Origin of the sequence: Polaribacter irgensii 23-P (assembly GCF_000153225.1) — a bacterium.
Taxonomy (GTDB): domain Bacteria; phylum Bacteroidota; class Bacteroidia; order Flavobacteriales; family Flavobacteriaceae; genus Polaribacter; species Polaribacter irgensii.
Genome location: NZ_CH724148.1, coordinates 2,624,376 through 2,646,446 on the forward strand (window position 1 = coordinate 2,624,376; position 22,071 = coordinate 2,646,446).

At 34.9% G+C, this 22,071-nt stretch carries 17 protein-coding genes; 4 read left to right on the forward strand and 13 right to left on the reverse strand.

All coding sequences use genetic code 11. From position 1 onward, the window contains the following. Positions 1–57: 57 nt before the first annotated feature. Together PI23P_RS11705 and mnmE are read left to right on the forward strand one after the other, a co-directional pair. The gene (locus PI23P_RS11705) at positions 58–489 is read left to right on the forward strand and encodes a DUF4268 domain-containing protein (RefSeq protein WP_004571084.1); all 432 of its coding nucleotides are present in this window, start codon (positions 58–60) and stop codon (positions 487–489) included. A 179-nt stretch (positions 490–668) separates the two neighbouring features. Beyond that, positions 669–2,063, forward strand: a complete 1,395-nt coding sequence (gene mnmE / locus PI23P_RS11710) for a tRNA uridine-5-carboxymethylaminomethyl(34) synthesis GTPase MnmE (protein WP_004571085.1) — start codon at positions 669–671, stop codon at positions 2,061–2,063. Between the two features lie 79 nt (positions 2,064–2,142). Here the strand turns inward: mnmE and PI23P_RS12800 are convergent, their stop codons facing one another. The 3 genes from PI23P_RS12800 to PI23P_RS11715 form a co-directional block, all read right to left on the reverse strand. Then, on the reverse strand, positions 2,143–2,292 hold the full coding sequence (locus PI23P_RS12800) for a hypothetical protein (RefSeq protein ID WP_004571086.1): 150 nt from the start codon (positions 2,290–2,292) through the stop codon (positions 2,143–2,145). Beyond that, positions 2,283–2,435: a hypothetical protein gene (locus PI23P_RS12805; protein WP_238300048.1), complete on the reverse strand. Its 153-nt coding sequence runs from the start codon at positions 2,433–2,435 to the stop codon at positions 2,283–2,285. The genes PI23P_RS12800 and PI23P_RS12805 overlap by 10 nt, the downstream gene beginning before the upstream one ends. A 755-nt stretch (positions 2,436–3,190) precedes the next feature. Further along, on the reverse strand, positions 3,191–3,397 hold the full coding sequence (locus PI23P_RS11715; RefSeq protein ID WP_238300030.1) for a hypothetical protein: 207 nt from the start codon (positions 3,395–3,397) through the stop codon (positions 3,191–3,193). 829 nt (positions 3,398–4,226) lie between these two features. On the opposite strand from PI23P_RS11715, the gene PI23P_RS12705 reads away from it, so the two are divergent. Further along, entirely contained in the window at positions 4,227–4,583 is a 357-nt protein-coding gene (locus tag PI23P_RS12705) for a hypothetical protein (RefSeq protein WP_004571088.1), read from the forward strand. Between the two features lie 14 nt (positions 4,584–4,597). Continuing rightward, positions 4,598–4,840 carry a hypothetical protein gene (locus PI23P_RS11730; RefSeq protein ID WP_004571089.1) on the forward strand — a complete coding sequence of 81 codons (243 nt, stop codon included), beginning with the start codon at positions 4,598–4,600 and terminating at the stop codon, positions 4,838–4,840. A 160-nt stretch (positions 4,841–5,000) separates the two neighbouring features. Here PI23P_RS11730 and PI23P_RS11735 read toward each other — a convergent pair whose 3' ends face one another. The 10 genes from PI23P_RS11735 to PI23P_RS11780 all read right to left on the reverse strand — a co-directional run bounded on the left by PI23P_RS11735 (position 5,001) and on the right by PI23P_RS11780 (position 21,568). Then, on the reverse strand, positions 5,001–5,390 hold the full coding sequence (locus tag PI23P_RS11735) for a hypothetical protein (RefSeq protein WP_004571090.1): 390 nt from the start codon (positions 5,388–5,390) through the stop codon (positions 5,001–5,003). 370 nt (positions 5,391–5,760) lie between these two features. Next, positions 5,761–7,299 (reverse strand): sugar porter family MFS transporter, encoded by a 1,539-nt coding sequence (locus PI23P_RS11740; protein WP_004571091.1) that lies wholly within the window; start codon positions 7,297–7,299, stop codon positions 5,761–5,763. A 9-nt stretch (positions 7,300–7,308) separates the two neighbouring features. Further along, positions 7,309–8,790 carry a glycoside hydrolase family 30 protein gene (locus tag PI23P_RS11745; RefSeq protein WP_238300031.1) on the reverse strand — a complete coding sequence of 494 codons (1,482 nt, stop codon included), beginning with the start codon at positions 8,788–8,790 and terminating at the stop codon, positions 7,309–7,311. Between the two features lie 11 nt (positions 8,791–8,801). Continuing rightward, positions 8,802–10,610 (reverse strand): glycoside hydrolase family 3 protein, encoded by a 1,809-nt coding sequence (locus tag PI23P_RS11750; RefSeq protein ID WP_004571093.1) that lies wholly within the window; start codon positions 10,608–10,610, stop codon positions 8,802–8,804. Positions 10,611–10,638: 28 nt separating this feature from the next. After that, positions 10,639–11,502, reverse strand: coding sequence for a glycoside hydrolase family 16 protein (locus PI23P_RS11755; protein ID WP_238300032.1), 864 nt, complete (start codon positions 11,500–11,502; stop codon positions 10,639–10,641). Positions 11,503–11,535: 33 nt separating this feature from the next. Beyond that, a complete protein-coding gene (locus tag PI23P_RS11760; RefSeq protein ID WP_004571095.1) occupies positions 11,536–12,234 on the reverse strand; it encodes a fibronectin type III domain-containing protein in 699 nt (232 codons plus the stop codon). Further along, positions 12,234–15,494, reverse strand: a complete 3,261-nt coding sequence (locus tag PI23P_RS11765; protein WP_004571096.1) for a carbohydrate-binding protein — start codon at positions 15,492–15,494, stop codon at positions 12,234–12,236. The genes PI23P_RS11760 and PI23P_RS11765 overlap by 1 nt, the downstream gene beginning before the upstream one ends. A gap of 343 nt (positions 15,495–15,837) precedes the next feature. Continuing rightward, positions 15,838–16,665, reverse strand: a complete 828-nt coding sequence (locus PI23P_RS11770; RefSeq protein WP_004571097.1) for a PKD domain-containing protein — start codon at positions 16,663–16,665, stop codon at positions 15,838–15,840. Between the two features lie 30 nt (positions 16,666–16,695). Next, positions 16,696–18,471, reverse strand: coding sequence for a RagB/SusD family nutrient uptake outer membrane protein (locus PI23P_RS11775; protein ID WP_004571098.1), 1,776 nt, complete (start codon positions 18,469–18,471; stop codon positions 16,696–16,698). A 13-nt stretch (positions 18,472–18,484) separates the two neighbouring features. Beyond that, positions 18,485–21,568, reverse strand: a complete 3,084-nt coding sequence (locus PI23P_RS11780; RefSeq protein ID WP_081439196.1) for a SusC/RagA family TonB-linked outer membrane protein — start codon at positions 21,566–21,568, stop codon at positions 18,485–18,487. Between the last annotated feature and the right edge of the window lie 503 nt (positions 21,569–22,071).

Below are 22,071 nucleotides of genomic sequence, written 5' to 3' on the forward strand. Positions count from 1 at the left end.
CTTGTAAGCAAACTCTATTTGCATTATTAAATCCTTAAAAACCGATCTTTAGACTCAATGTTTAGCAAAGAAGAAGCTACTTTATTACGCAAAGAATTTTGGATAAGCTTTGGGAAATCCTTTCCAAGAAAATGGCTTCTATACAACACCGAAATGAAAGGAGTCTCTTTTAAATTTGTAGCTGATCGAAAAAATGCGGCCGTATGTCTCGATATTGAGAACCCAGATGAATTGGTAAATCTTCTCTACTATGATCAATTGCTTTCTCTAAAATTACTGATCACCGCTGAAATTCCAGACATTCTCTTCAACGACGCTTTTGAACTTGAATCGGGTAAAAAAATTCATAGAATTTATGTTCCTTTTGAAAAAAAATTTAGCATTCATGACAAGAATACATGGAGTGACTGTTTTCAGTTCTTTCTAAAAACAATGCCAAAATTTGAGGATTTTTTCTATGAATATGAAGATATTATTAAAAATATATAAGCCTCAACTCTGCGCGTTTTTAAATCTTACATTTCAAAAAAAGCGCAATTCAACTTGACACTTGGCTAAACCAACTGTATCTATAAAATCTATCTCCCCAGTATCTGTACATTTTAGATTGTGAAAACTTTAAAATAAAAAGAGTTTTTCAGCTTAATTATGCGGCGTATATTTGTTGTATGATTCAAAACGATACCATTATTGCTTTGGCTACGCCTTCTGGTGTTGGTGCAATTTCTGTAATTAGACTTTCTGGAGAACAAGCCATTCCGATAGTTGAAGCAAATTTTAAGTCTATTCAAAAAAACAAATATCTAAAAGATCAGAAAACACATACCATTCACCTCGGACATATCGTTGATAATAAAAGTGTATTGGATGAAGTTCTAGTCTCTATTTTCAAAAATCCAAAATCGTATACAGGTGAAAATGTTGTTGAAATTTCCTGTCATGGCTCTAGTTTTATTCAACAAGAAATTATACAATTATTTCTCCGAAAAGGTTGCAGAATGGCAAATAATGGAGAGTTCACAATGCGTGCCTTCCTAAACGCTAAGATGGATTTAAGCCAAGCAGAAGCTGTTGCTGATGTCATTGCTTCTAATTCTGCTGCGAGTCACCAAATGGCCATTCAACAGATGCGTGGTGGTATCACCAATGAACTAAAAGAGTTGCGTGCCCAATTATTAGATTTCGCCGCTTTAATTGAGTTAGAATTAGATTTTTCTGGGGAGGATGTGGAGTTTGCAGACCGAACGAAATTCAAAGAGCTAGTGGTGCAGATAACCTTTGTATTAAAACGTTTAATCGATTCTTTTTCTTTCGGTAATGCGATGAAAAATGGAATTCCTGTAGCTATTATTGGTGAACCTAACGTTGGGAAATCGACCTTATTAAACACGTTGCTAAACGAAGAAAAAGCCATTGTTTCTGAAATTGCGGGAACTACGCGGGATGCCATTGAAGATGAATTAATCATTGCAGGTGTTGCGTTTCGTTTTATAGATACTGCAGGGATTAGAGAGACCATAGACATTATAGAAAGTATTGGTATTAAAAAAGCGTATGAAAAAGCGGACAATGCCCAGCTCATTGTTTTCCTAATTGATGCCAATAAATTCAATCACAATCAACCCCAATTTTTAACTGAAATTGACACTATAAAAAGCCGCTTCCCGACGAAAAGAGTACTGGTTATTGCAAACAAAATAGACACTTTATTGGCTTCAGAAAAAGCAGAGCTGCAAACTGAAATTGAAAACCTAATTTTACTCTCTGCAAAAAATAATACGGGCGTTGAAGCGTTGAAATCTGAGCTGACCGATTTGGTAAATATTGGTGCCTTGAGCAATAATGAAACGATTGTAACCAATTCTCGGCATTTTGAAGCCTTGAATAATGCTCTAAGAGCTATCAGCTCTGTACAACAGGGAATCGAATTGGAAATTTCTACGGATTTATTTTCAATAGATATCCGAGAATGCCTGCGTCACTTAGGAGCCATCACTGGTGATTATGACGTTGACAAAGATATTTTAGGACATATTTTTTCTAATTTTTGTATTGGAAAGTAAATACCTCTAACAATAATTTCGCCTTAATCGTACTATAGTAAAATTACTTCGTTTTTTATTCAAAGCAATTTTAGAAGTACTAAAAAAACCAATATACATTGGCACTTATCGTCGTTGCAACCTCTAAGATAGTTCCGTCATTTTTGGCATATACCGTAATGCCCAAAGCCTCTTTTACAGCCTTTTTAAAAGCAACATCGTTGTCATATGAAATATACACTAAGGACAATAGTTTTTAAGCGTCAGAGAATTCGAACTGATGGATATTTCTTTAAAGACTTGATATGTTGCTTGATGAAAGCCGTACGCGCATAACAGCAGACTCACTGCAATTCCAGCAGTGAATACTAAAAGTAGTGGTCTCCTGTCCATTCTATCTATTAAATAAATGGCAACAAAAGTAAAATCAACCGAAATTGTACTTAATAAAACCCCTGATGAAACCAACACCAAACAGTTTTATAAATGTTGAGTTCACATAAAAAAGTATCAACTATAACACAAAATTATTTATTTATTATTTTGTTAGTTGATGAAATTGTAAGATCGTAAAATATTTATTAAAAAAATATAATGTTGGAGTTTCTAAACATTGAACAGGCACATCTGTATTTGAGCGATCATATAAGGATAACGAGGTGAGAAATAAAAAAATGCTTACCATGGCTTTTAATGGCAAAAAAATAAAAGAGCTTTAAAATCACATTAATTAAGCTTTAAAATTAAACCGTTTTAATTTATAGCCATGCTATTTTGTCAGACATTATTAAATAAAGATCAAGTAAGCTAATCACACTAGTTGAAATGGAAAGAACGCAATTATTTCAAATATTTATTTACCAGATTTCATTGGGTTAGAAGTTGAAAATGTTTACAACCTGAAAAAAAAAAGAAAATTGAAGAATTAAAAAATCTAATGAAATATTGTTTCCCAACCTTAAATGTTATGAGGTATGGCATAATAAATGCGGCAACGAACTAGGTTGATTAACTTTAAAATCGCTAATCCTTTAAAAGAAAAAGCAACACCAACAAAAATATAACAAGTTTACAACACTGCAGAATATTTAGTGAAAACAAAAATTTAGGGTAACTTATATTTTTTATTATCTGTAATTTTAATTGGACTAGTCAAAAGAAATATCGTCACCACCATTTCTTAACGGCTGTTTACCTCCTTTTTGCCATGTTTTCTCCTCGATGTTTTGCGGTGTTCGTTTACCTCTAGCGAGATAGTTGTAAATTATATCAAAATCTAAATTTGGGGAGTTACAATAATCCGCCTGCGTATCATATTCAACCCCTAAATCATCAATATATTTATTTTCGCTCATAATATTGGCTATAGCTTGAACAAAATACATAATAATTTAAATTTTTATCACTTTAAACTATTGGTAATAAAAATTCACCTCAAAACAATTAATTCAATTGCTTAAAAATTTATTTCATACTATTTATACTTCTAATTTTTAAATTTGAAATACTCATAATTCAGAAGATATTGGGCCTAAATTATGGTTTGAGAAATTGATAGCATAAGTCAGAAAGAAAGTTAAAAGAGGACTATTGATTAGCTAAAAGAAACGTGTAAAAATCTAGGCGAATTAAAAAGACCGTAACTTGAAAACGAAACAGCAAGTTTATGCGGTCTTATTTTTGTATTCGTTCAAGGATCAAAGTATTTGTAAAAAAATTAAACCATCATCATAAAAAATACCAAATACCATAAAAATTTTATCCATAAAGAAAGATAAATATTGCGTGATAAATAGTTAAATTTTATAACAGATAGAAAGCCTATTATTTGAAAACATTAATCAATTGAAAATAGAATCTTAAGTGAAATAGTAAACATTATAGAAACTTTTATTAACGAGATGGATCGTTAATAATCAATATTGACATCAAAATTTTGACTTCTTTTTTTTGAGCGGCGTAATAAATAAATAAATAGTTTTGTATTTCTAAAAGACTAACAAAACTATAAAACAAATAAAAGAAAACACACTGTATTTACCAATTATACAGTTGTATTTTAATGCAATTTTAAAAGGTGAAAAAACAAAAGAGTATCGAGAAATTAAAGAGACTACATTTAAAAAATACTTGAATTTTTGAAGAGAAGGATAAGATGAAGTTATTGAATTTTATGACAAAAAAGTGGAGATTTCTCTAATTTCTAATAGCGATAATGACCCAATGATATGGAATAACGGCGTTTACCTCTATATGCCTAAAGATGTGATATTCTTAAATTTAGCGGTAGGTTATGCCAAAGATATAGATACAGCATTAGTTGAAATAAAAGGTATTAGTTTTGAACCATCAAAAACGAAAGAAGGTCAAACAGCTATTTTTAGATGGACAGAAGCCGAGAGTGTAGTCTTTGATGAAAATGGTGATTTGTGTATTTGGCAAATTGTTTACCGTTTAGGTGCAACTTTTCACGTAAATAAATTCATTAAATCAGATAATATAAAGTATGGTATTTCTTATTCTGAAAATTATAAACTATAGTAGTATTAAATAGTATGGCAAATACAACAGGTAATAAATACGAAGGAAGAGAGAAGGGTACACCTAATAGATTGACAAAAGAATTAAGAACTTTATTAAAAGATATATTATATCAGGAACTGGAAGAAATACAAGAAAGATTAGAATTATTAGAACCTAAAAAAAGGTTAGGACTGTTTATAAAGTTAATGCCTTATGCTTTACTTAAAACTACAAGCATATCACGTAATATTAATGAACCTTTGGATTGGTCATAAAAAAAACATCCTAAAGTAATAGAATGGCTTGTAATCTTAAATAGTTAAATAGTAAAGATTGTTATTTAGGTTGAGGTAATGTAAAATGAAGGATGCTTTTGTTGTTAAAAAAAAGGCTATCAAAATGATAACCTTTTTATACTTTATATCAAATTAACTATTATTGTCTAGTAAAAACTACTATGTCTGCCTCCTCACCAGGATCACGTGATTTGTCAATACTTACTTGATCACAAGTATCAAATTCATAATTGAAGGTAACAATATCGCTACCTGAAATTGACAAATTTATTTGTGAATCGTTTGATGTGTAATCAAAAGCAGTAATTTCTTCACTATCATCAAGACTACCCGTTCCATTATCTTTAAATACAAATGTAATAGCGTAAGGACCCATACCATCATTATCAGTACCAACCCAAGTTCCTACAAGAGAAGCATCTGAAACATTACACGTGTTATCATCATCACTACTACAAGCAACGATTAATACTGTTAAAAGTAAAATTCCAAATTTTTTAATAGTTTTCATTGTTTTCATTGTTTTCATTGTTTTTGTAAAATGCTAAATTAGTTAATTAAAATTAAGGCATAAAAAAAGCCAGCTATTTTGGACGGCTGGTGCTTTAGGTTATTTAAACACTATTATCGGCACACCATTTAAGAGTATTTAACACTTATTTGTTGTTAATTTTATACTTATTTATTAAAAATATAACATAAAGTACTTAAAATCAATTATTTTTATGACTCCCATTACTTTCTGAATTAAAAGTAACTATTGTTATCCATTCTACAACTTTAATTATACTTTGATAAAATAAATTACTTCGTTTCTTATTCAAAGCAATTTTAGAAGTGCTAAAAAGATCAATATAAATCTACTGAAAACTAGCGTTTGTTAAACATTATGAGATCCCTTAATTTTTAACAAACTCCAATTCTAGCTCCTCTAAAGACTTTCCTTTCGTCTCCGGTAGTATTTTCAAGAGGATAAAAAATCCGACCAATGCAATCGCACCGAAGATAAAAAAGCTTAGAGCATTTCCCAAATTTGACAACTCCCAAGGAAAAACTAATTGTACTAGTGAACTAATTAAAGAATTAATAAAAGCAATGACCCCGATTGCCAAACCGCGATATTTGATAGGATACAACTCGGACAACAACACCCACATTACGGGACCTAAAGAAAATGCAAAACAGGCAATAAAACCTAAAATACCAATCAATATTAAATTGGCATTTATCGTCGTTGCAGCCTCTAAGATAGCTCCGTCGTTTTTGGCATACACCTTATTGCCCAGAGCCTCTTTCGCAGCACTTTTAAAAGCAACATCGTTGTCATATACTATATCGGCTAAAGGCAGTAGTTTCTGAGCGTCAGAGAATTCGAACTGATTGATATTTTCTTTAGAGACTTGATATGTTGCTTGACGAAAGCCGTACGCGCAGAGCAGTAGACTCACTGCTATCCCAGCAGTGCCTACTAAAAGTAGTGGTCTCCTTCCCATTCTATCTATTAAATAAATGGCAACAAAAGTAAAAACAACTGAAATTGTGCTTAATAAAACCCCAGATGAAAAAGCAGCATCCGTGCCAATTCCTGTCTGTTTAAAAATAGAAGTAGCATAAAAATATACGGCATTTATTCCTGTAATTTGCTGCAAAACCCCCACAATTAATCCAACCACCAATATAAAGCGCAGTGATGGCTTTAAAACATCTTTCATCTTTAAAGGAGCCCTGTGTTTGTCTGCGACAATGTTTTTTTCAATCGCTTCAATTTCTAAAGCCCCTCGTTCACTTCCATGAATTAATGTCAATACTTCTTTCGCTTCGTCGAATCTTCCTTTTAAATACAACCAACGCGGACTTTTAGGAACAAAAAACAAGAAAACAAAATACAATATTGCAGGCAATAACTCCACGCCTAACATCCATCTCCACACGGTTTCATCCGTTAGAGAACTACTTTCAACACCATTGTATTTGTTGAAGAAATAATTACTCAAAAAGGCAGCAAAAAAACCAAACACAATGTTTAATTGCTGTAAAGAGACCAACTTGCCCCTGTTCTCTGAAGTTGAAATTTCAGCGATGTAAATGGGTGCTAAAACCAAGGCTGCTCCAAAAGCAACACCTCCTATGATCCGAGCAAAATATAACATTTCATACGAGATCGCCAATGCGGACGATACTGCAGAAATAGCGTATAGAAAAGCTACAAAAAGAAGTGTTTTCTTTCTTCCAATAAAGTCACTTATTCTCCCTGAAAATAACATCGCAAACATTGCTGCAAATGAAGGCGCACTTACCACCCATCCTGACTGAATTTCATTTAAATCAAATTCAGGACCCGCAAAAGACATCACTCCAGAGATGATTCCTGCGTCAAATCCAAAAAGAAAGCCTCCTAGGGAAACTACAAGTGCTATAAAAGTTAGTTTTTTACTCATAATGACAAATTAATTTAAAACAATAGTTTGTATGGAATGCGCTGCTAACTTTAATTTTGCAGTTTTTAAGTCAATCGTAATGGTATACTCTAAAGGTTGATCAGCTGTATTCATCGCAATGACTGCGATCGTGTTATTTTCATTCTTAAAAGCTGTAGAAATAATACTATTAGAGCTAGAAACACTACTAATTCTCTTTGCTCCTGGTCGAATAAATTTAGAAAAATGACCAATGTAGTAAAACGTATTTGTAAATGTCAATTCATCTGTTTTCGTATTTCCATGCACTGGGGCAAAGCATAAATTACCCACGTGGTTTGGACCTCCAGTTTCGTCTAAAAGTATGTTCCAATCTGTCCATGCGGCTGTGCCGTTGTTAAAATCATTGATCATCGATTTTCCATAGCGCTCTGCTAACTTTGGATCTTCATTCGCTAACCTTTCGAGATCATAGCCCTCATTACACCCTTCGGTAAATATTAACTTTTTATCAGGATATGCCTCATTTACACTGGCTACATTCTTAAACATTGGCGTATCATCTTTCCAATCTTCATACCAATGAAAACCTGTTCCCCATACATATTTTGCAGCCTCTGGATCATTTAAAATTGTACTTGCACGTTGAAATAACAAATCTCTATTGTGATCCCAAATGATGATTTTTTTGTCTCCTAAACCGTCTTTTTCTAAGGTGGGGCCTAAATAATATTTTAAAAAATCGCGTTCTTCCGCTGCCGTATAAATACAAGACTCCCAACGCTGCACTGCCATCGGTTCATTTTGAATGGAAAGACCCCAAATAGGAATTCCCTCTTTTTCATAGGCCTTTATAAATTTTGAATAATAGTTTGCCCAAGGTTGATAAAATTCTTTTTTCAGCTTTCCTCCTTTTAGCATACTATTGTTCGTTTTCATAAACGCTGGTGGACTCCATGGACTAGCATACATTGTCAAACTTCCTCCTGCAGCCTGAATTGCTCTTTTTGTAAATGGAATTCTATACTTTCTGTCGTGTGCTATAGAAAATGTTTTCAAGTCTGTATCTCCCTCTTCTACATAAGTATAGCTTTCCGTTGAAAAGTCACAACTATGTATAATGGTTCTTGCCAAAGAGTACCCAATACCCTTCTCGGTGTCAAAGTAAGCCTCTAAAAATAACTTCTGATTTTTGTCTGATAACTTATAAAATGTTTCAGCGGCAGCATCAGTTAAAGCTGCTCCAATACCCACAAACTCCTGAAATTCTTTATTTGGACTTACTACGATATCAATATCAGTCTCTAAAGGTTGTTTAAATTTTGAAAACATAATTTCAGATGTTAAAGAAAGTTTTAATTCCGACTTGTGCGAAGTTGTGTATACTTTCCCTTTTATAATTTCTGAATTATAAACGTTTGTTTCGACATCATTTGTTTTGTTTTTACACTGAAGTATCGTTGCGCAAACAACAATTAATGCCAATAGTGAGAAGTGCCTTTTATGTATCATTGCATTTTTTTTTAATATTTTAAACCATATCCAAATTCAAAAAGTGGTTTTCTGGATGTATCCCAAAAATTGATACCGTACTTTCCTTTAAAATCTGCAGTAGATTTTGGCCACGAATGCGGCAATTTACCTTTAAAATTATAATCTCCAAAGAGCACCTCTGCAATTCCATCTCCTTCTGAACCTGGGAGCCATGCAGCCACAAACGCGTCTGCCTGTTGCAATTGCTCTGTAACTACTAAAGGTCTTCCCGAAATTAAAACAACAACCGTTTTTATGCCCTTATCGCTAAACGTTGCGATGTACTTTTGATGTGCCTCGCTTAAAGTCAATTTTCGATCTGTTGAACCTTCATTTATATCTCCAAACATTTCTGCATAAGGAGTTTCCCCAACCACAATAATCGCAATATCGGCATCAAAATGATCCTCTGAAGCTTCTTTGTCATACACTACTTCTGCAGAAGTAACTGCCTTAATACCCTCTAAAATAGTAGTTGCTCCTTTGTAATTTTCCCCAGTACCTTGCCAATTTATAGTCCAGCCTCCCGACTGTAATCCCGAATTGTTCGCATGTTCTCCAACGACTACAATTTTATGAATTTTTTTATCTATTGGCAATATATTTTTATTATTCTTTAACAGTACTAAAGACTCACGAACCGCTTGTCTTGCTTTGTTTCGGTGAGCCTGCTTTCCTATCTCTGAAATTAAAGAAGCGTCTGGAAACGGATTTTCAAACAAACCCAATCTAAATTTTTGTCTTAATATTCTTCGAACTGCATCATCAATTCTGCTCAAAGCAATTGTTTTATCAGCCACGGCAACAAGCACATCTTTTTGAAAAAAATCTAAGTCGCCATCTACAGCCATAACCATATCAACGCCCGCATTTATCACAGCTCTACCTCCGAAACGAGAATACCCTTTCCAGTCTGTAACTACGATACCATCAAAGCCCATACTTGCTTTTAATGTGTCATTAATTAAAGTTTTATTTGAATGCATTGGAATTCCCGACAAAGTATTAAAAGACGCCATAACGGCACCTACTTTTGCAGCAACAGCCGCCCTATATGGAGGGAGTAACCTTTCTGAAATTTCATTCATTGAAAGCGAAGTGTCACCTCCTTCAACTCCATAATCAGTAGCACCGTCTCCCACAAAATGTTTTGCTGTAGCCATCACGGTACGATTCGATTTCAAATCGCCTTGATGTCCTTCTATCGATGCTGTTGCCATTTCGGTTGTAAGTGCAGTGCTTTCAGAATATGCCTCATATACTCTGCCCCACTTTTCATTATAGGGAATGGCAATGCATGGAGAAAAAGTCCAGTTAAACCCTGTTGCCTGCGTCTCTATGGCGGTGATTGCAGCAGCCTCTTTAACTAAAGTACTATTTCCAGTTGCTCCCATTCCAATATTGTGAGGAAATATAGTAGCTCCTTGAAAAGTATTTTGACCATGTACAGCATCCACGGCAAAAATTAAGGGAATTCCTAAACGCGTAGACAGTGCTTTTTCCTGCAATGCTCTAAATCTATTTTGCCATCCTATAGCTTCACTTCCCGGAGCAGGCCCTTGTGTATGAATTACCGAACCGATGAACTTTGTTGCAATATCTATATCTGATACAAGGTCATCAAAATGTCTCACTTGCGACATTTGCCCTATTTTTTCTTCAAGCGTCATCAAAGACAATATAGAATCTACTTTTTTTTCAATACTTGCATCTGCATTGATATTAGTTTGCACTTGGCAAGAATAAAACATTGCGTGCACTGCAAAGAAAAGTATAATTTGATGTTTTTTAATAGACATGTTGTGAACTTTCAATGATTAAATCTTTTTACTTTCTGAACTCGTGCTTTACCCAAGCTACTTCCATTACCCATTCGCCCTTCATTGGTGCATCTGTAATTTTAGCAAAATTTAATATAGCAAACATCTTTTCAGGATATTGATCTCCTTGACCTACATTTCTATATACTTCTTTTGCGTCTACTCGATACACCAAGTCGCTATTTTCCCATTCAACAGAGTATTCATGATATTCATTTAAACTCACGTCAAAACCTTTTCGTAAACTCCACCAATCTCCTTTATCGCATTCGCCTAAACTCTTTATAGCTCCTGTAGTATAATGATTTTTCTGGTGATCTCCGTGATGTTCAAAAATATCAATTTCACCAGATCCCGTTAACGGCCAACACACATTTTCATTGGCTTCTTGCACAGGAGATTCATTGTTTTCAGCACCTAAAAGCCACCATGCAGGAAACATACTTGGCTCTCCATTACTAGATAATCTAAGTCGCGCTGTCCATTTTCCTTTTATAAATTCGTGCTTATTTTTTGTGGTAATCCTACCTGCTACATATTGGGTATCTGGATGTTGTACTCCATTTTTATCAAAGTTGTCACAAGGTTTTTGCGCTCCTGTGTTTATCACTTTTAATTTTAATGTACCGTCACTTACTTCCCGAGTTCCATATTTGTTATCTGGAACATAACAATGCGTTTCATTATTTACCCAAATGCGCTGGTCTTGCCAATTCTCAGTATTAAAAGTGTCAAAATCATCTTGAAAATCGATTTCCCAAGACTCAGATATAGGCACACCCACGGCCTCTTTTTCTTTTGTTTTAAATGACATTACAAGAACTCCCAATAGGAAAAAACTTAACAAATATTGATAATATCTTTTTTTCATAATTTTAATTTATTTTAATTTGCAATTAATTTTTTAATTTACTCTAAATTGAAAAGTTTGTGAATAGGATACATTTCCTAATGCGTCTGTTGTAATTACTTTCCAATAATATATTAATCCTGATGCCACGGTCGCCTTTACTCTATTTGTACCTGTAGCTCCTATTACTGTTTCGGGCGAATTACTCGTATCCAACAGAATAGTATAAAAAGCAATATCATTGTCAATGTCAGATGCCTCCCATTGCAACACAATCTCTCCTGGATCTAACCGCATACCTATCTGCGGACTAATAACCTCTGCAGGGAATGGCGGATGACTCTCTTCTGGTAATCCTGCATTGTAAAATTTCCATGTCTCACTATCAGCTGTTTCATCACCAATAATTGCCTCAGACTTTACAACCCAAGAATAAGGAGTTCCTCTTAGACTCCGAACCAAGAACTCATTCTTCGTCGTTCTAATTGCTCGTGAAGTCGCGTCATTTAAGTTCGTAATTGTTATTCTATAAGCGCTTGTATTGGCTGTTTCTCCCCATTTAAATAATACATCTGTTTCTGTCTTTGATACGATAACACCCTCATTACATTCTGTATTCTTATCTGGAAAGATAAGCATTGCTGCGGTTGGGGAATCCATAATAACCTCTGTGGTGCTCTCTTTTTCACTACAAGAAATTGCAAGACCACCTATCAATAAAAAGAAGACCACTATTTTTTTAAACCTACCCATTATTTTAAAATTTTGTAGTGAAATATTTCTTCTTTTGATATCATTTTTAACATATAAATACCTTCTGGCAGATTTGATACATCCACATTTAATTGGCTGCTTGTAATCTCATAAAGTTTCGAAAACACCAACTGCCCTTTCAAATCGTAAATTTCAACAAGAATTTGATTTCCATAAAATGAAATGGCGTTAATATGAATCGTATTATTTTTTATGGGGTTAGGATATATATATGGTTTACTATTCAGCAAAATGCTTTCTTTGTAGATACCTTGACAATCTGTACTCGTTTTTACACTTAAAGTATTGATTCCTGCTGCAAGCTCTAACTCAATTTTGCTTTCATTCGTAATTGTAGTTTCATCATTTAAAGTTACGTAATATAATTTCCCACCTCCTAAACTTACCGAAACATTATGCATACTACCCTTTTTTAGTGCAGCAATCACTGACAACTCTACTGGCTCTGTTACAATAACTGCCGCGCATTGCGTGTATGTAGCATTTCCGCTTATAGTGATACAAACGGTATAAATTCCAGAGGTTAAATTCTCAAAAACAACTTCTGACGTAAATGTTTTTGTGCTTACATAATCATTCTTTGCGATCGTTGCGATGTAATCTTTATTTTCTATGGCTGCAATAAAAATACTTCCATTGTTTTGAGCCCGGCAAGTTTCACCTTTTACTGTGATAGCAAAATTGTCTGCGGGTAGCGAAAATATTTCACACCCAAATACATCTACAATTTTATTCTCAGGGGTATTTGGACACAAGTCATCATCATCTAAAACGCCGTCATTATCTAGGTCTGGACTTTCAAAGCGTATCCAATTAAAATTAAATCCGCCTGCTAGAATCTTCATTCTTAAAATATGAGGTCCTTCCTTAATAAATAAGTTATCAGAAACTGTTTCCCAAGTTTGCCATCCATTCGTAATTACTGTACTAACCACTGCCAACTCGTGCTCAGTGCCATTTTCATCTATCCAATACAATCCAATCTTACCTTCACTATATCCCGCTACTCGAAATTTAATGCCATAATTTCCTGTTTTGGGAGCAAAAATTGAATAATCAGCATAATCACCAGGGTCTGTAAATCCAAAATTTTTACCTCCGCCAAGATCTTCCGAATCTTCTAAACCCATCCCAAGCATATAGTTATAATCCTCTACTTCGATGAGCCCAGGAATCACAACCCGATTTGGAGACATATTATTTATTGGTAAATCTACAAACGTATTCAATATCTTCTTAGATTTCGACTGGATGATGGCTCCAGAATAGCTAAGACTAATAGTGTCCGTCTTAATTAAAAATTTAGCTAGATTTAATACCACAAACCGCTCATTTAACACATCTTTATTAATCGAAATAATGCTTCTTTTTTCTCCATTGACAAGCACTGTAAACTGGTTTAAAGAACTCTCTAATAATGCCTCTGAAACAGTTTCACTAATTGCGAGTTCAATAGATTTTTCATCAATACCTGTCTTCCCATTTAATGCATTTAATTGAAGATTGGCAACCGTTCCTGTTTTTTCAAATTCAATACTAGTAATATTAAAAGGAGTATCGTTGTTAAAATGCAATTTTAAACGGTGCTCCCCCGCTTCGAGGGCAATATCGACAACTTCAAAAGTGCTATATTCCGTCCAACCTCCTGTTGAATTTACGGTTTGATTCATGGTTACCTCTTGATCATCCATAGCAAGAAAAAACTCCCCTCCACTTTCTTGTGAAGCCAACCTTACCTGAGCTGTATATACTGCAGTTTCATCAACCTGAACAGTATATTTGGTCCACTCTCCTTTGTGCACAAAGCCGATATTGAATCCATTACTACTCGAAGTTTCATTGTTTTTTTCAATATCCACTCCATCATTTCGATAAGACCAACCGCTGTTCCAAGATTTGTATTCCCCTGTAGAAAGATTATAATCAGCAACATCCGTGTCGTAATAGGCAAAATTATTTTGACCTAAATCAAAATCTGAAACATATAGTATCCCAGGGATCGCAGTAGGCTTTCTGTGGTATGGAATCGTTGCATCTGTTTGTGCTTGCCGAATTATTGCATCTGGAACATCTTTTCTGTATGTACTATTTTCAACCAACAAGTTCTCAGCTAATTGCATCATACCGTCAAAGGTTTCCTCCGCTGTGGGCTTTAACCCTTCCCCTTTCCAATAATCTACTATTTTTTGATATCCTGGATTGATATCGATTGCATATGGACTGTCAATGTCTCCAACTTTACGCATCGTCCACCAAGCCCAACCAATATTATTGTTTTCAAAAAGAGATATTGCGTCTGTAAACCAGGTATTAGAATTCTCTCCAGACTCTCCCATCCATAAAGGTACATTGTGTTTTTCTCGCAATGGCAGTATCCAATCTAGATCATGTTTCGTATTAAAGCTCCAATACTTGTGGAAACTATATACTAAATTATCATCCCATGGAGGCAATAAACCTCTATAATCATTGGCATAAGCATTCCCCTCTATATACAGAATATGATCATCACCTTCGCCTCTAATGCCCGCAGTAATATCTTCAAAAACAGCTCTCAATAAAGCATTTTCACTTCCTAAATCCCAATGTGTTTCATTGATTAAATCATACCCTCCAATCCATTGGTTGTTTTTATATCGCGCTGCAATTCTGGTCCATAAGGCCACTAACTTATCTCTGTTTTCTTGAAGTTCCCACAAGGACGGTTTTGAAGGGTCGTAATCATTAATTTCTGAACCTGTCCCTTGCCCCCCGGGGGTTGCATGCATATCAAGAATAACATACATATTATAAGGTGCAGCCCATTCGAGTACATTGTCGATTAACTCAAAACCGGTTTCCCTCCAAGTATTTTCACCTGTGATCGGTTCCTCTTCTATAGGTAATGTAAACAAGTTGTAGTGCATCGGAATGCGAATACTATTAAAACCCCAGGCTGCTAGAGAATCTACATCCCGTTTTGTAAAATGATTTTTTCTCCATTTCTTAAAAAAGGTTTCTGTATTCGGCTCACCCATCAAATCGATTAATTTCTCTTTAATCGCGTGCTGGGAACCAGCCACTCCAGAAGTATTCATCATGTAGCCCTCCATGATCTGCCATCCTCCAGGCCCCATTCCTCTTAAAAGGACTTCTTCTCCGTTTGAATTTACAATTTTTTGTCCATCAGTTTTTAAACCTTGACTCAAACCCAATACGGATATAAATAGCAAGCCGATAAAAAAAAACTGTTTTTTCATAGTAAGTGTAAGTACTGCTTATTTTAAAATACACATCTAAATTAAGATGTGTATTTTTTTATTTAAACCTATTTTAATTCCCTATTCGCTTTGTAATCTAAAAAAGATATGTGTTTAAGTACGACAAAATATACCACCAGCGGACTTCTTGCGCTTCACTAAAACTATAATATACATATCGACTACTCGCTAATACATGCTCTTTTGACACACCATCGCACTGCAACCCCATTGTATCGAAAAGCTATATTCAAAAAATGTAAATTTCTTTTAGTTTCAATTTTATTTATAAGTCCCTCAAAACAGGGCAACCATTCCTAAATATATTTCTTAATTGCCCTAATTATTCAAGTGAACGAATCGCTATGTTGTCTATCATAACCCCATTATCGCCATAATCACTTCCACCACCTCTTATTACTAAATAAGCAGTTCCTGCAGTAGGAAACTTAAATGTAGCTCCTGTTCCACCACAACTAACCTCAGAAAAGTCACCCTCAAAAGGATCATTTCCACATCCTCCCCAAGTATTTAATCCCATTCTGATACCGCCACCTGCATATTCTGATCCTTGCTCAGGAACTGCCATTCCAACATAAACTTCAAACCAAGAATCCGATAAAGGACCTCCTTTTATATCCATCGATATTTGGTATAAATTGTTGGCTACGATATCCACTGCTTGATAAATTCCCACTTGTCCCCAACTGCCTCCAGTAAAGTGCGCATTGTCATTATCAAAAGAAACCGCTACACCGTCAGAAATTGATAAAACATTCCATGAATTTGAACCATCAAACGCACCATTTTTAAGGATGTTTGGACCTTGAAAGTCTTCATTAATAACAATTGTTTGTGTAGATTCAGCCTCCCCTCCTTCTGTAAAAACTTTGAACCTCACGTTGTAGTCTCCTTTTTTTAAATATATTTTGCTAGCTTCTACGCCCTCCGACGAAGAATTATCACCAAAATCCCAATGTGTATACCACGTTTTTACATCCGGATTTGCTGTAAATAATACCTTATTAGGGTTCGTAGTGTCAAATGAGAATAAGTACGCAGCATCTTCGCTTTGTGGAGGAACCACAACGTCGGCCTGCTCATTACAGCTCAAAAAAATTAAAATTAACCCTAATATTAAAAACTTACTTCTAAATTTTATTGCTTTCATATCTTATATTTTTATTGACTTTTATTGACATTAGTACCCTGGATTCTCTTTAAGCTTGTTATTGTTGTTTGTTCTATCTTGACCAATTGGCAAATAATAATGACGTTCAAAGAAGTTCATTTTACTTGCTTCTGCATCAAAAGTTTCAAAAGTAAACGTTGCATTTCCAAAACCATCTATAGTTCTTTTCGTCTTTAAACCTTCGACCTGGACACTCAACACTTCCGTTGCAATACGCCATCTTCTAACATCCCAATAACGCTGATCTTCAAAAGCTAATTCTACTTTTCTTTCGTTCCGAATGCGATCTCTTAACGCATCTCCTGAATAACTATCTAAACGTAAATTTTGTTGCAAACCTGCTCTGCTTCTGATCGGTGCTATATAATCACGAGCGGAAGTTTCCAATCCTAATTCTACGGCAGCTTCAGCAGCGTTTAAATAGATCTCCCCAAGTCTAAACAAAACACAATCTGTACCAGAATAGTACTCTGTTATTAAGAGTGGAGATACACCATCTTGTAAGTGTTTTCTGATATAAAACCCAGTTTTAGTTGCATCTGGATGCACGCCAATGCCGTCTTTTCCTACTCCCGTTCCTTTATCTGTGTCAAGAACACCAGCTGTTTCTGTCCCATACCAGAGCTCTACTGGCGCACCTTGAAAAACGTCATTATTTGTCAATAGCGTGCCCTTCAAACGGGGATCACGGTTCTCAAAAGGATTGCTTTCGTCGTAACCTGAACCTGGCTCACTCGGCAAAAGACCTGTACTTATCATTTCATAACTATCTAAAAGTTGTTTTGTTGGAGACATACTTCCACCCCAATCCACGCGATAACTGAACGGTACATTATGTAAATCATACGAATGTCCTTTTTCAAAAGGAATCCAGACTTTGCTAAAAATAGTTTCATCATCCGTTTCATCCAAAAATAAATTTGCATAATTATCTGCTGCATTTGGATATTTATCAAACAATGTGTAGCCTGCCTCTGTAATCAATTGCTGAGAAGCACTCAACGAGATTTGGTAATATCCGTTTGCTGCTGCATTCGGAATTCCCACCAAGCCTTCTAACGCAACAGTTCCATACTTTGCGATACTTGCTGCGTACAACGCCGCTCTGGATTCTAAAGATTTGGCTGCCCATTTAGGAGCTCTTCCTTTTTGAGAAGACCATCTATTTGGTAATAAAGTAAAGGCTGCTTGCGCGTCAGAAATAACTTGATCATAGACTTCCTTTTCTGTATTTCTTGCCGGATAGTACTCCGCTGCTGGAGTTGTCTCGGGGTTCTGCGCATTTAAAATTATTGGAACACCGCCATAACGCTTTACTAAAGCGAAATAACTATACCCTCTTAAAAAATACAATTCTCCTAAACGTTCATCACGCTCTTCAACCGTTAATATATTTTCTGGTGCTGAAGCTATCTTTTCTATAGAATAATTAATTTTCCAAATAAGATCGTAACCCCACCAATCTAAAGGCCATGTATTGTTTACTGTTCCCCAATTTCCTGTGCGGTAAGTATTTGTAGCTTGTGTCCAAGAGTACGTACTTCTTGCAAGGTCTGAAATGGCATCTCTTTGAGTACCAAATCCTGGACCTCCAAAATCCGCTAAATAATCCCAAGGCATTCTATCATATATTTTAAATAGATACGCATCCATTAGGTTCTTATCATTCCAGACATCATTTTCTGTAATTCTATCTAAAGGAGGCTCGTTTAAAAAATCATCACTACAAGAGACTGTGATCGTGAAAGTGAGTATAACTACTATTATATTTATATATTTTTTCATGATTCGATTTTTTTTAAAGTGAAACGTTTATACCAAATGTGATCGATTTTGTTTGCGGATAATACCACCCTAGACCCGATCCAGTTTGTGGATCAAAATCCTCTTCAAAATCTTTTATGACAAATAAATTTTGTCCCGTGCAGAAAAATTTAATTTCATCGAATGTCGAATTCTCTGTGCGCTTTGGTAGGGTATAACTAAAGTTAATATTTTTAAAGCGTATGTGTTTTCCCTGCCTGATCCAAAAGTCAGAATATCTATAATTATTCTCATTAAAACCACCATTTGATATTCTAGGGAACCTTGCACCTGTATTTTCTGGTGTCCAATAGTCTAATTGATAATCATAACCGTTAAAACCGTTACGCAATGGACTTTGTGCCTCTCCTTCCAGATAAATATCATAGCCTGCTGCCCCTGTTAATAAAACAGATAGCGCAAAGTTTTTATACTCAACCCCGAAGTTTAGTGAATAGTTGGTCGTTGCCTTACTACCATTCCCAAATACTTTTTGATCTTTTACATCAATCACATTGTCACCGTTCAAATCGACATACTTAATATCTCCTGGCTGTAAACTAGAATTCCCATTGTTATCTTGAATAGCATATTGTGTTATTTCTTCTGGACTTTGAAAAAATCCATCAGAAATATAACCTCTTCGAAGTCCTGTATAGCCTCCTGTTTCTGTTAAGTTTCCTCGCATAAACAAGTCTTCTTGAAGCGTTTCATCAATAAAAACTGCCTTCTCTCTAGATTTTGAAAAATTTAATATAGAGCTAACTTTAAAGTTATCATTTATCTGTTTGTTATAATTTAATGAAAACTCGAAACCTTCATTTGAAAATTCATAGAAATTTTGATCCGCTAAGGCTACACCCAAAGTGCTAGGTACGCTTGCATTTGCACCTGCAATGACATCTTCTCTTTTTCTGAAAAAATAATCAAAAGAAAACTTGAGGTCACGACCAAATAAATCAACATCTAAACCCACATCATACGTAGTATTGGTTTCCCAAGTAATGTCTTTATTTGGAAGTGCAGTATTGTCTATTGTCGGAATCGCAGTATCATTTATTGCATAAAATAAATTATAATTAAAACCACTCAACCACTGATAAGCTGAAGTACCGTCATTACCGGCTGTACCCACAGATGCTCTTAGTTTTAAATTCGAAATAGTATTTTTTAAAGGTGTAAAAAAAGCTTCTTCTGAAATTCTCCAACCTGCAGAAACCGATGGAAATAACCCCCATTCGTTTCCTGGCGCAAATCTTGAAGAGCCATCATATCTATATGTGGATTCAAAAAAGTATTTTGACTGATAATCATAACTCAATCTACCTACAAAACCCAAACGATTTTGACGAAACTCACCCCCATTAGCAATTTGATTTTCTAACGAACCTGCAAAAAGTTGATCGATTAAAGTAGACTGGAAATCCTGGCGACTTGCACTAAAATCTTGACCTTGTATTTTTTGTATTTCGGCAAGGAATAAGCCAGATACATTATGAGACCCAAAAGTACGATCGTACATCGCAGATTCTTGTAATACATAATGATTGGTATAATTGGTGGTTTGCAATAAAACGGTTTCACTAACAGCTCCTTCTGGCATTGCTGAAAACGCATCATAATTTCCTGTTTGTCTATTTAATGTAAAAAGGTCGTAACTTTTACCCCAGTTTTTGCTGAAATTATTGTTGTAAACGATGGAGGCGTAAGACTTGAAACTTAAGCCTTCTACCTGTTTGACATCCCATTTAAGAGAGATCTTTGCATCAAAATTATTATTTCTAGCTCTGTAATATCCTGCATTAAAATCATTTATGCCTTCAACAATATGATTGGGAGTTACACTAAGTCTTGCCGGCGTGCCGTCAGGATAATACGCTAAATCATTAGGTAACGACCTGCTTAATTCTCTAAATACATTGTAAGCAGAATATGCTGGTGCTTCATTTAACTGTCTACGAGCACCCATGTTTACCGTTAAATTTAATTCATCTGTAATCGCAGCATTTACATTTGCACGCAAATTAAACCTTTGAAAAGAAAGCACATCCGCATTGTAATTGGATCCTTGAGATACATACCCTGTAGAAACAAAATATTTTACTTTTTCAGTTCCACCTGAAAGATTTAAATTGTGCTGTTGTTGGAAGCCCCAGTCTTTTAAAACTAAACCTCTCCAATCTGTATTTGGATAATTAATAGGATCTGTACCGTCTTTAAACAACGCTATTTCTTCTTCTGTATAAAAAGGATTTTGATTAGAGTTTCTGAGACCTTCATTTAAGACCTCACCGCGTTCCGCAGAACTTAAATACTCTGGATATGCTGTAAATGCAGTAAAGGTGAATTGATTACTGTAAGAAAGCTTAGGCTTTCCTATTTTTCCTTTTTTAGTAGTTATTAAAACAACCCCATTACCTCCTTGGACACCATAAACGGCCGCTGCTGCTGCATCTTTTAAAACCGATATGTTATCAATTTCGTTAGGATCCAACTGATTTAAATCTCCAGGAGCACCGTCAATTATAACAAGAGCTGCTCCAAAATTCCGAACTTCAAAACTCGAGTTGCTAAACCCTGGTTCTCCCGAGCTTTGAGTTACAAACAATCCAGAAGCCAAACCCTCTAAAGCATTACTCACATTCGCGACAGGTTGGTCTTTTAGTGCTTTTGCATTGATCGTAGAAACCGCTGAAATCAATTTTGTTTTCGATTTAGTCCCATATCCAACAACCACGATTTCATCTAGAGATGCGGCATCTTCCTTTAACACAATCTCTAAACGTTTCGCATCTAATATGGTCACTTCTCTCGTAAAAAAGCCCAAGTAAGATATTACTAAAATATCCCCTTTAGAAGCCTGCACTGAAAAATTTCCATCAAAATCGGACTGAACTCCAATACTGGTTCCTTTCACAAAAATACTTGCATTGGGCAAAGGTTGACTTTCACTGTCGGTGACCAGCCCTGTAACTGACATCTGAGCGATACTCGTCATACTAGAGCACAAAAATAATGCAAACGTAAGAAAAGTAACTTTTCTACGTTTTTTCGAACAATTTAAAAACAATGTTTTCATATGATTATATAATTTTAATTTAATGTATTCCTCCGATGTTAGCACCGAAAACTTTTTTTAAAGCCTTGCTTAAGTGGGTTCAATTTTAAAAATAGTACACCTTGAAATTTTACTTGAACGTTTGCATGTGTCTGCACAAAACCCAATCAAAACAATAAAACGCTCACAGTATTATTGAACTTAAATTTGTCCAAATCCAAAAATTAAAATTTGAAAACAAACAAAAAAAGATAAAACCAGTAAACTGCAGTAGTTTTGTTCTTCAGTAAAGAAACTGGGTTAAAATAAAATAGATATTTGTTAATCCTGATGTTGTCTCAATTAATTTTTACCTTTAATTTTGTTTTACCAAATTTGCAACGAAAACCAGTATTTCGCAATATAATTACCTCTACAAAAACTACTAGGACTAAAAACACACCTCTACAAAATCTTTGTTAAAAATTACAAATCACTTATTTACAGTTAAATCACCTTCTATTCATTACAACATCTCTGGATAA

Coding starts and splice junctions, on each gene's coding strand:
- mnmE (WP_004571085.1), top strand. CDS start 669: ATGATTCAAAACGATACCATTATTGCTTTGGCTACGCCTTCTGGTGTT.
- PI23P_RS11755 (WP_238300032.1), bottom strand. CDS start 11,502: ATGAAAAAAAGATATTATCAATATTTGTTAAGTTTTTTCCTATTGGGA.
- PI23P_RS11745 (WP_238300031.1), bottom strand. CDS start 8,790: ATGATACATAAAAGGCACTTCTCACTATTGGCATTAATTGTTGTTTGC.
- PI23P_RS11740 (WP_004571091.1), bottom strand. CDS start 7,299: ATGAGTAAAAAACTAACTTTTATAGCACTTGTAGTTTCCCTAGGAGGC.
- PI23P_RS11750 (WP_004571093.1), bottom strand. CDS start 10,610: ATGTCTATTAAAAAACATCAAATTATACTTTTCTTTGCAGTGCACGCA.
- PI23P_RS11770 (WP_004571097.1), bottom strand. CDS start 16,665: ATGAAAGCAATAAAATTTAGAAGTAAGTTTTTAATATTAGGGTTAATT.
- PI23P_RS11760 (WP_004571095.1), bottom strand. CDS start 12,234: ATGGGTAGGTTTAAAAAAATAGTGGTCTTCTTTTTATTGATAGGTGGT.
- PI23P_RS11730 (WP_004571089.1), top strand. CDS start 4,598: ATGGCAAATACAACAGGTAATAAATACGAAGGAAGAGAGAAGGGTACA.
- PI23P_RS11715 (WP_238300030.1), bottom strand. CDS start 3,397: ATGAGCGAAAATAAATATATTGATGATTTAGGGGTTGAATATGATACG.
- PI23P_RS12805 (WP_238300048.1), bottom strand. CDS start 2,435: ATGGACAGGAGACCACTACTTTTAGTATTCACTGCTGGAATTGCAGTG.
- PI23P_RS11775 (WP_004571098.1), bottom strand. CDS start 18,471: ATGAAAAAATATATAAATATAATAGTAGTTATACTCACTTTCACGATC.
- PI23P_RS11735 (WP_004571090.1), bottom strand. CDS start 5,390: ATGAAAACAATGAAAACAATGAAAACTATTAAAAAATTTGGAATTTTA.
- PI23P_RS11765 (WP_004571096.1), bottom strand. CDS start 15,494: ATGAAAAAACAGTTTTTTTTTATCGGCTTGCTATTTATATCCGTATTG.
- PI23P_RS11705 (WP_004571084.1), top strand. CDS start 58: ATGTTTAGCAAAGAAGAAGCTACTTTATTACGCAAAGAATTTTGGATA.
- PI23P_RS11780 (WP_081439196.1), bottom strand. CDS start 21,568: ATGAAAACATTGTTTTTAAATTGTTCGAAAAAACGTAGAAAAGTTACT.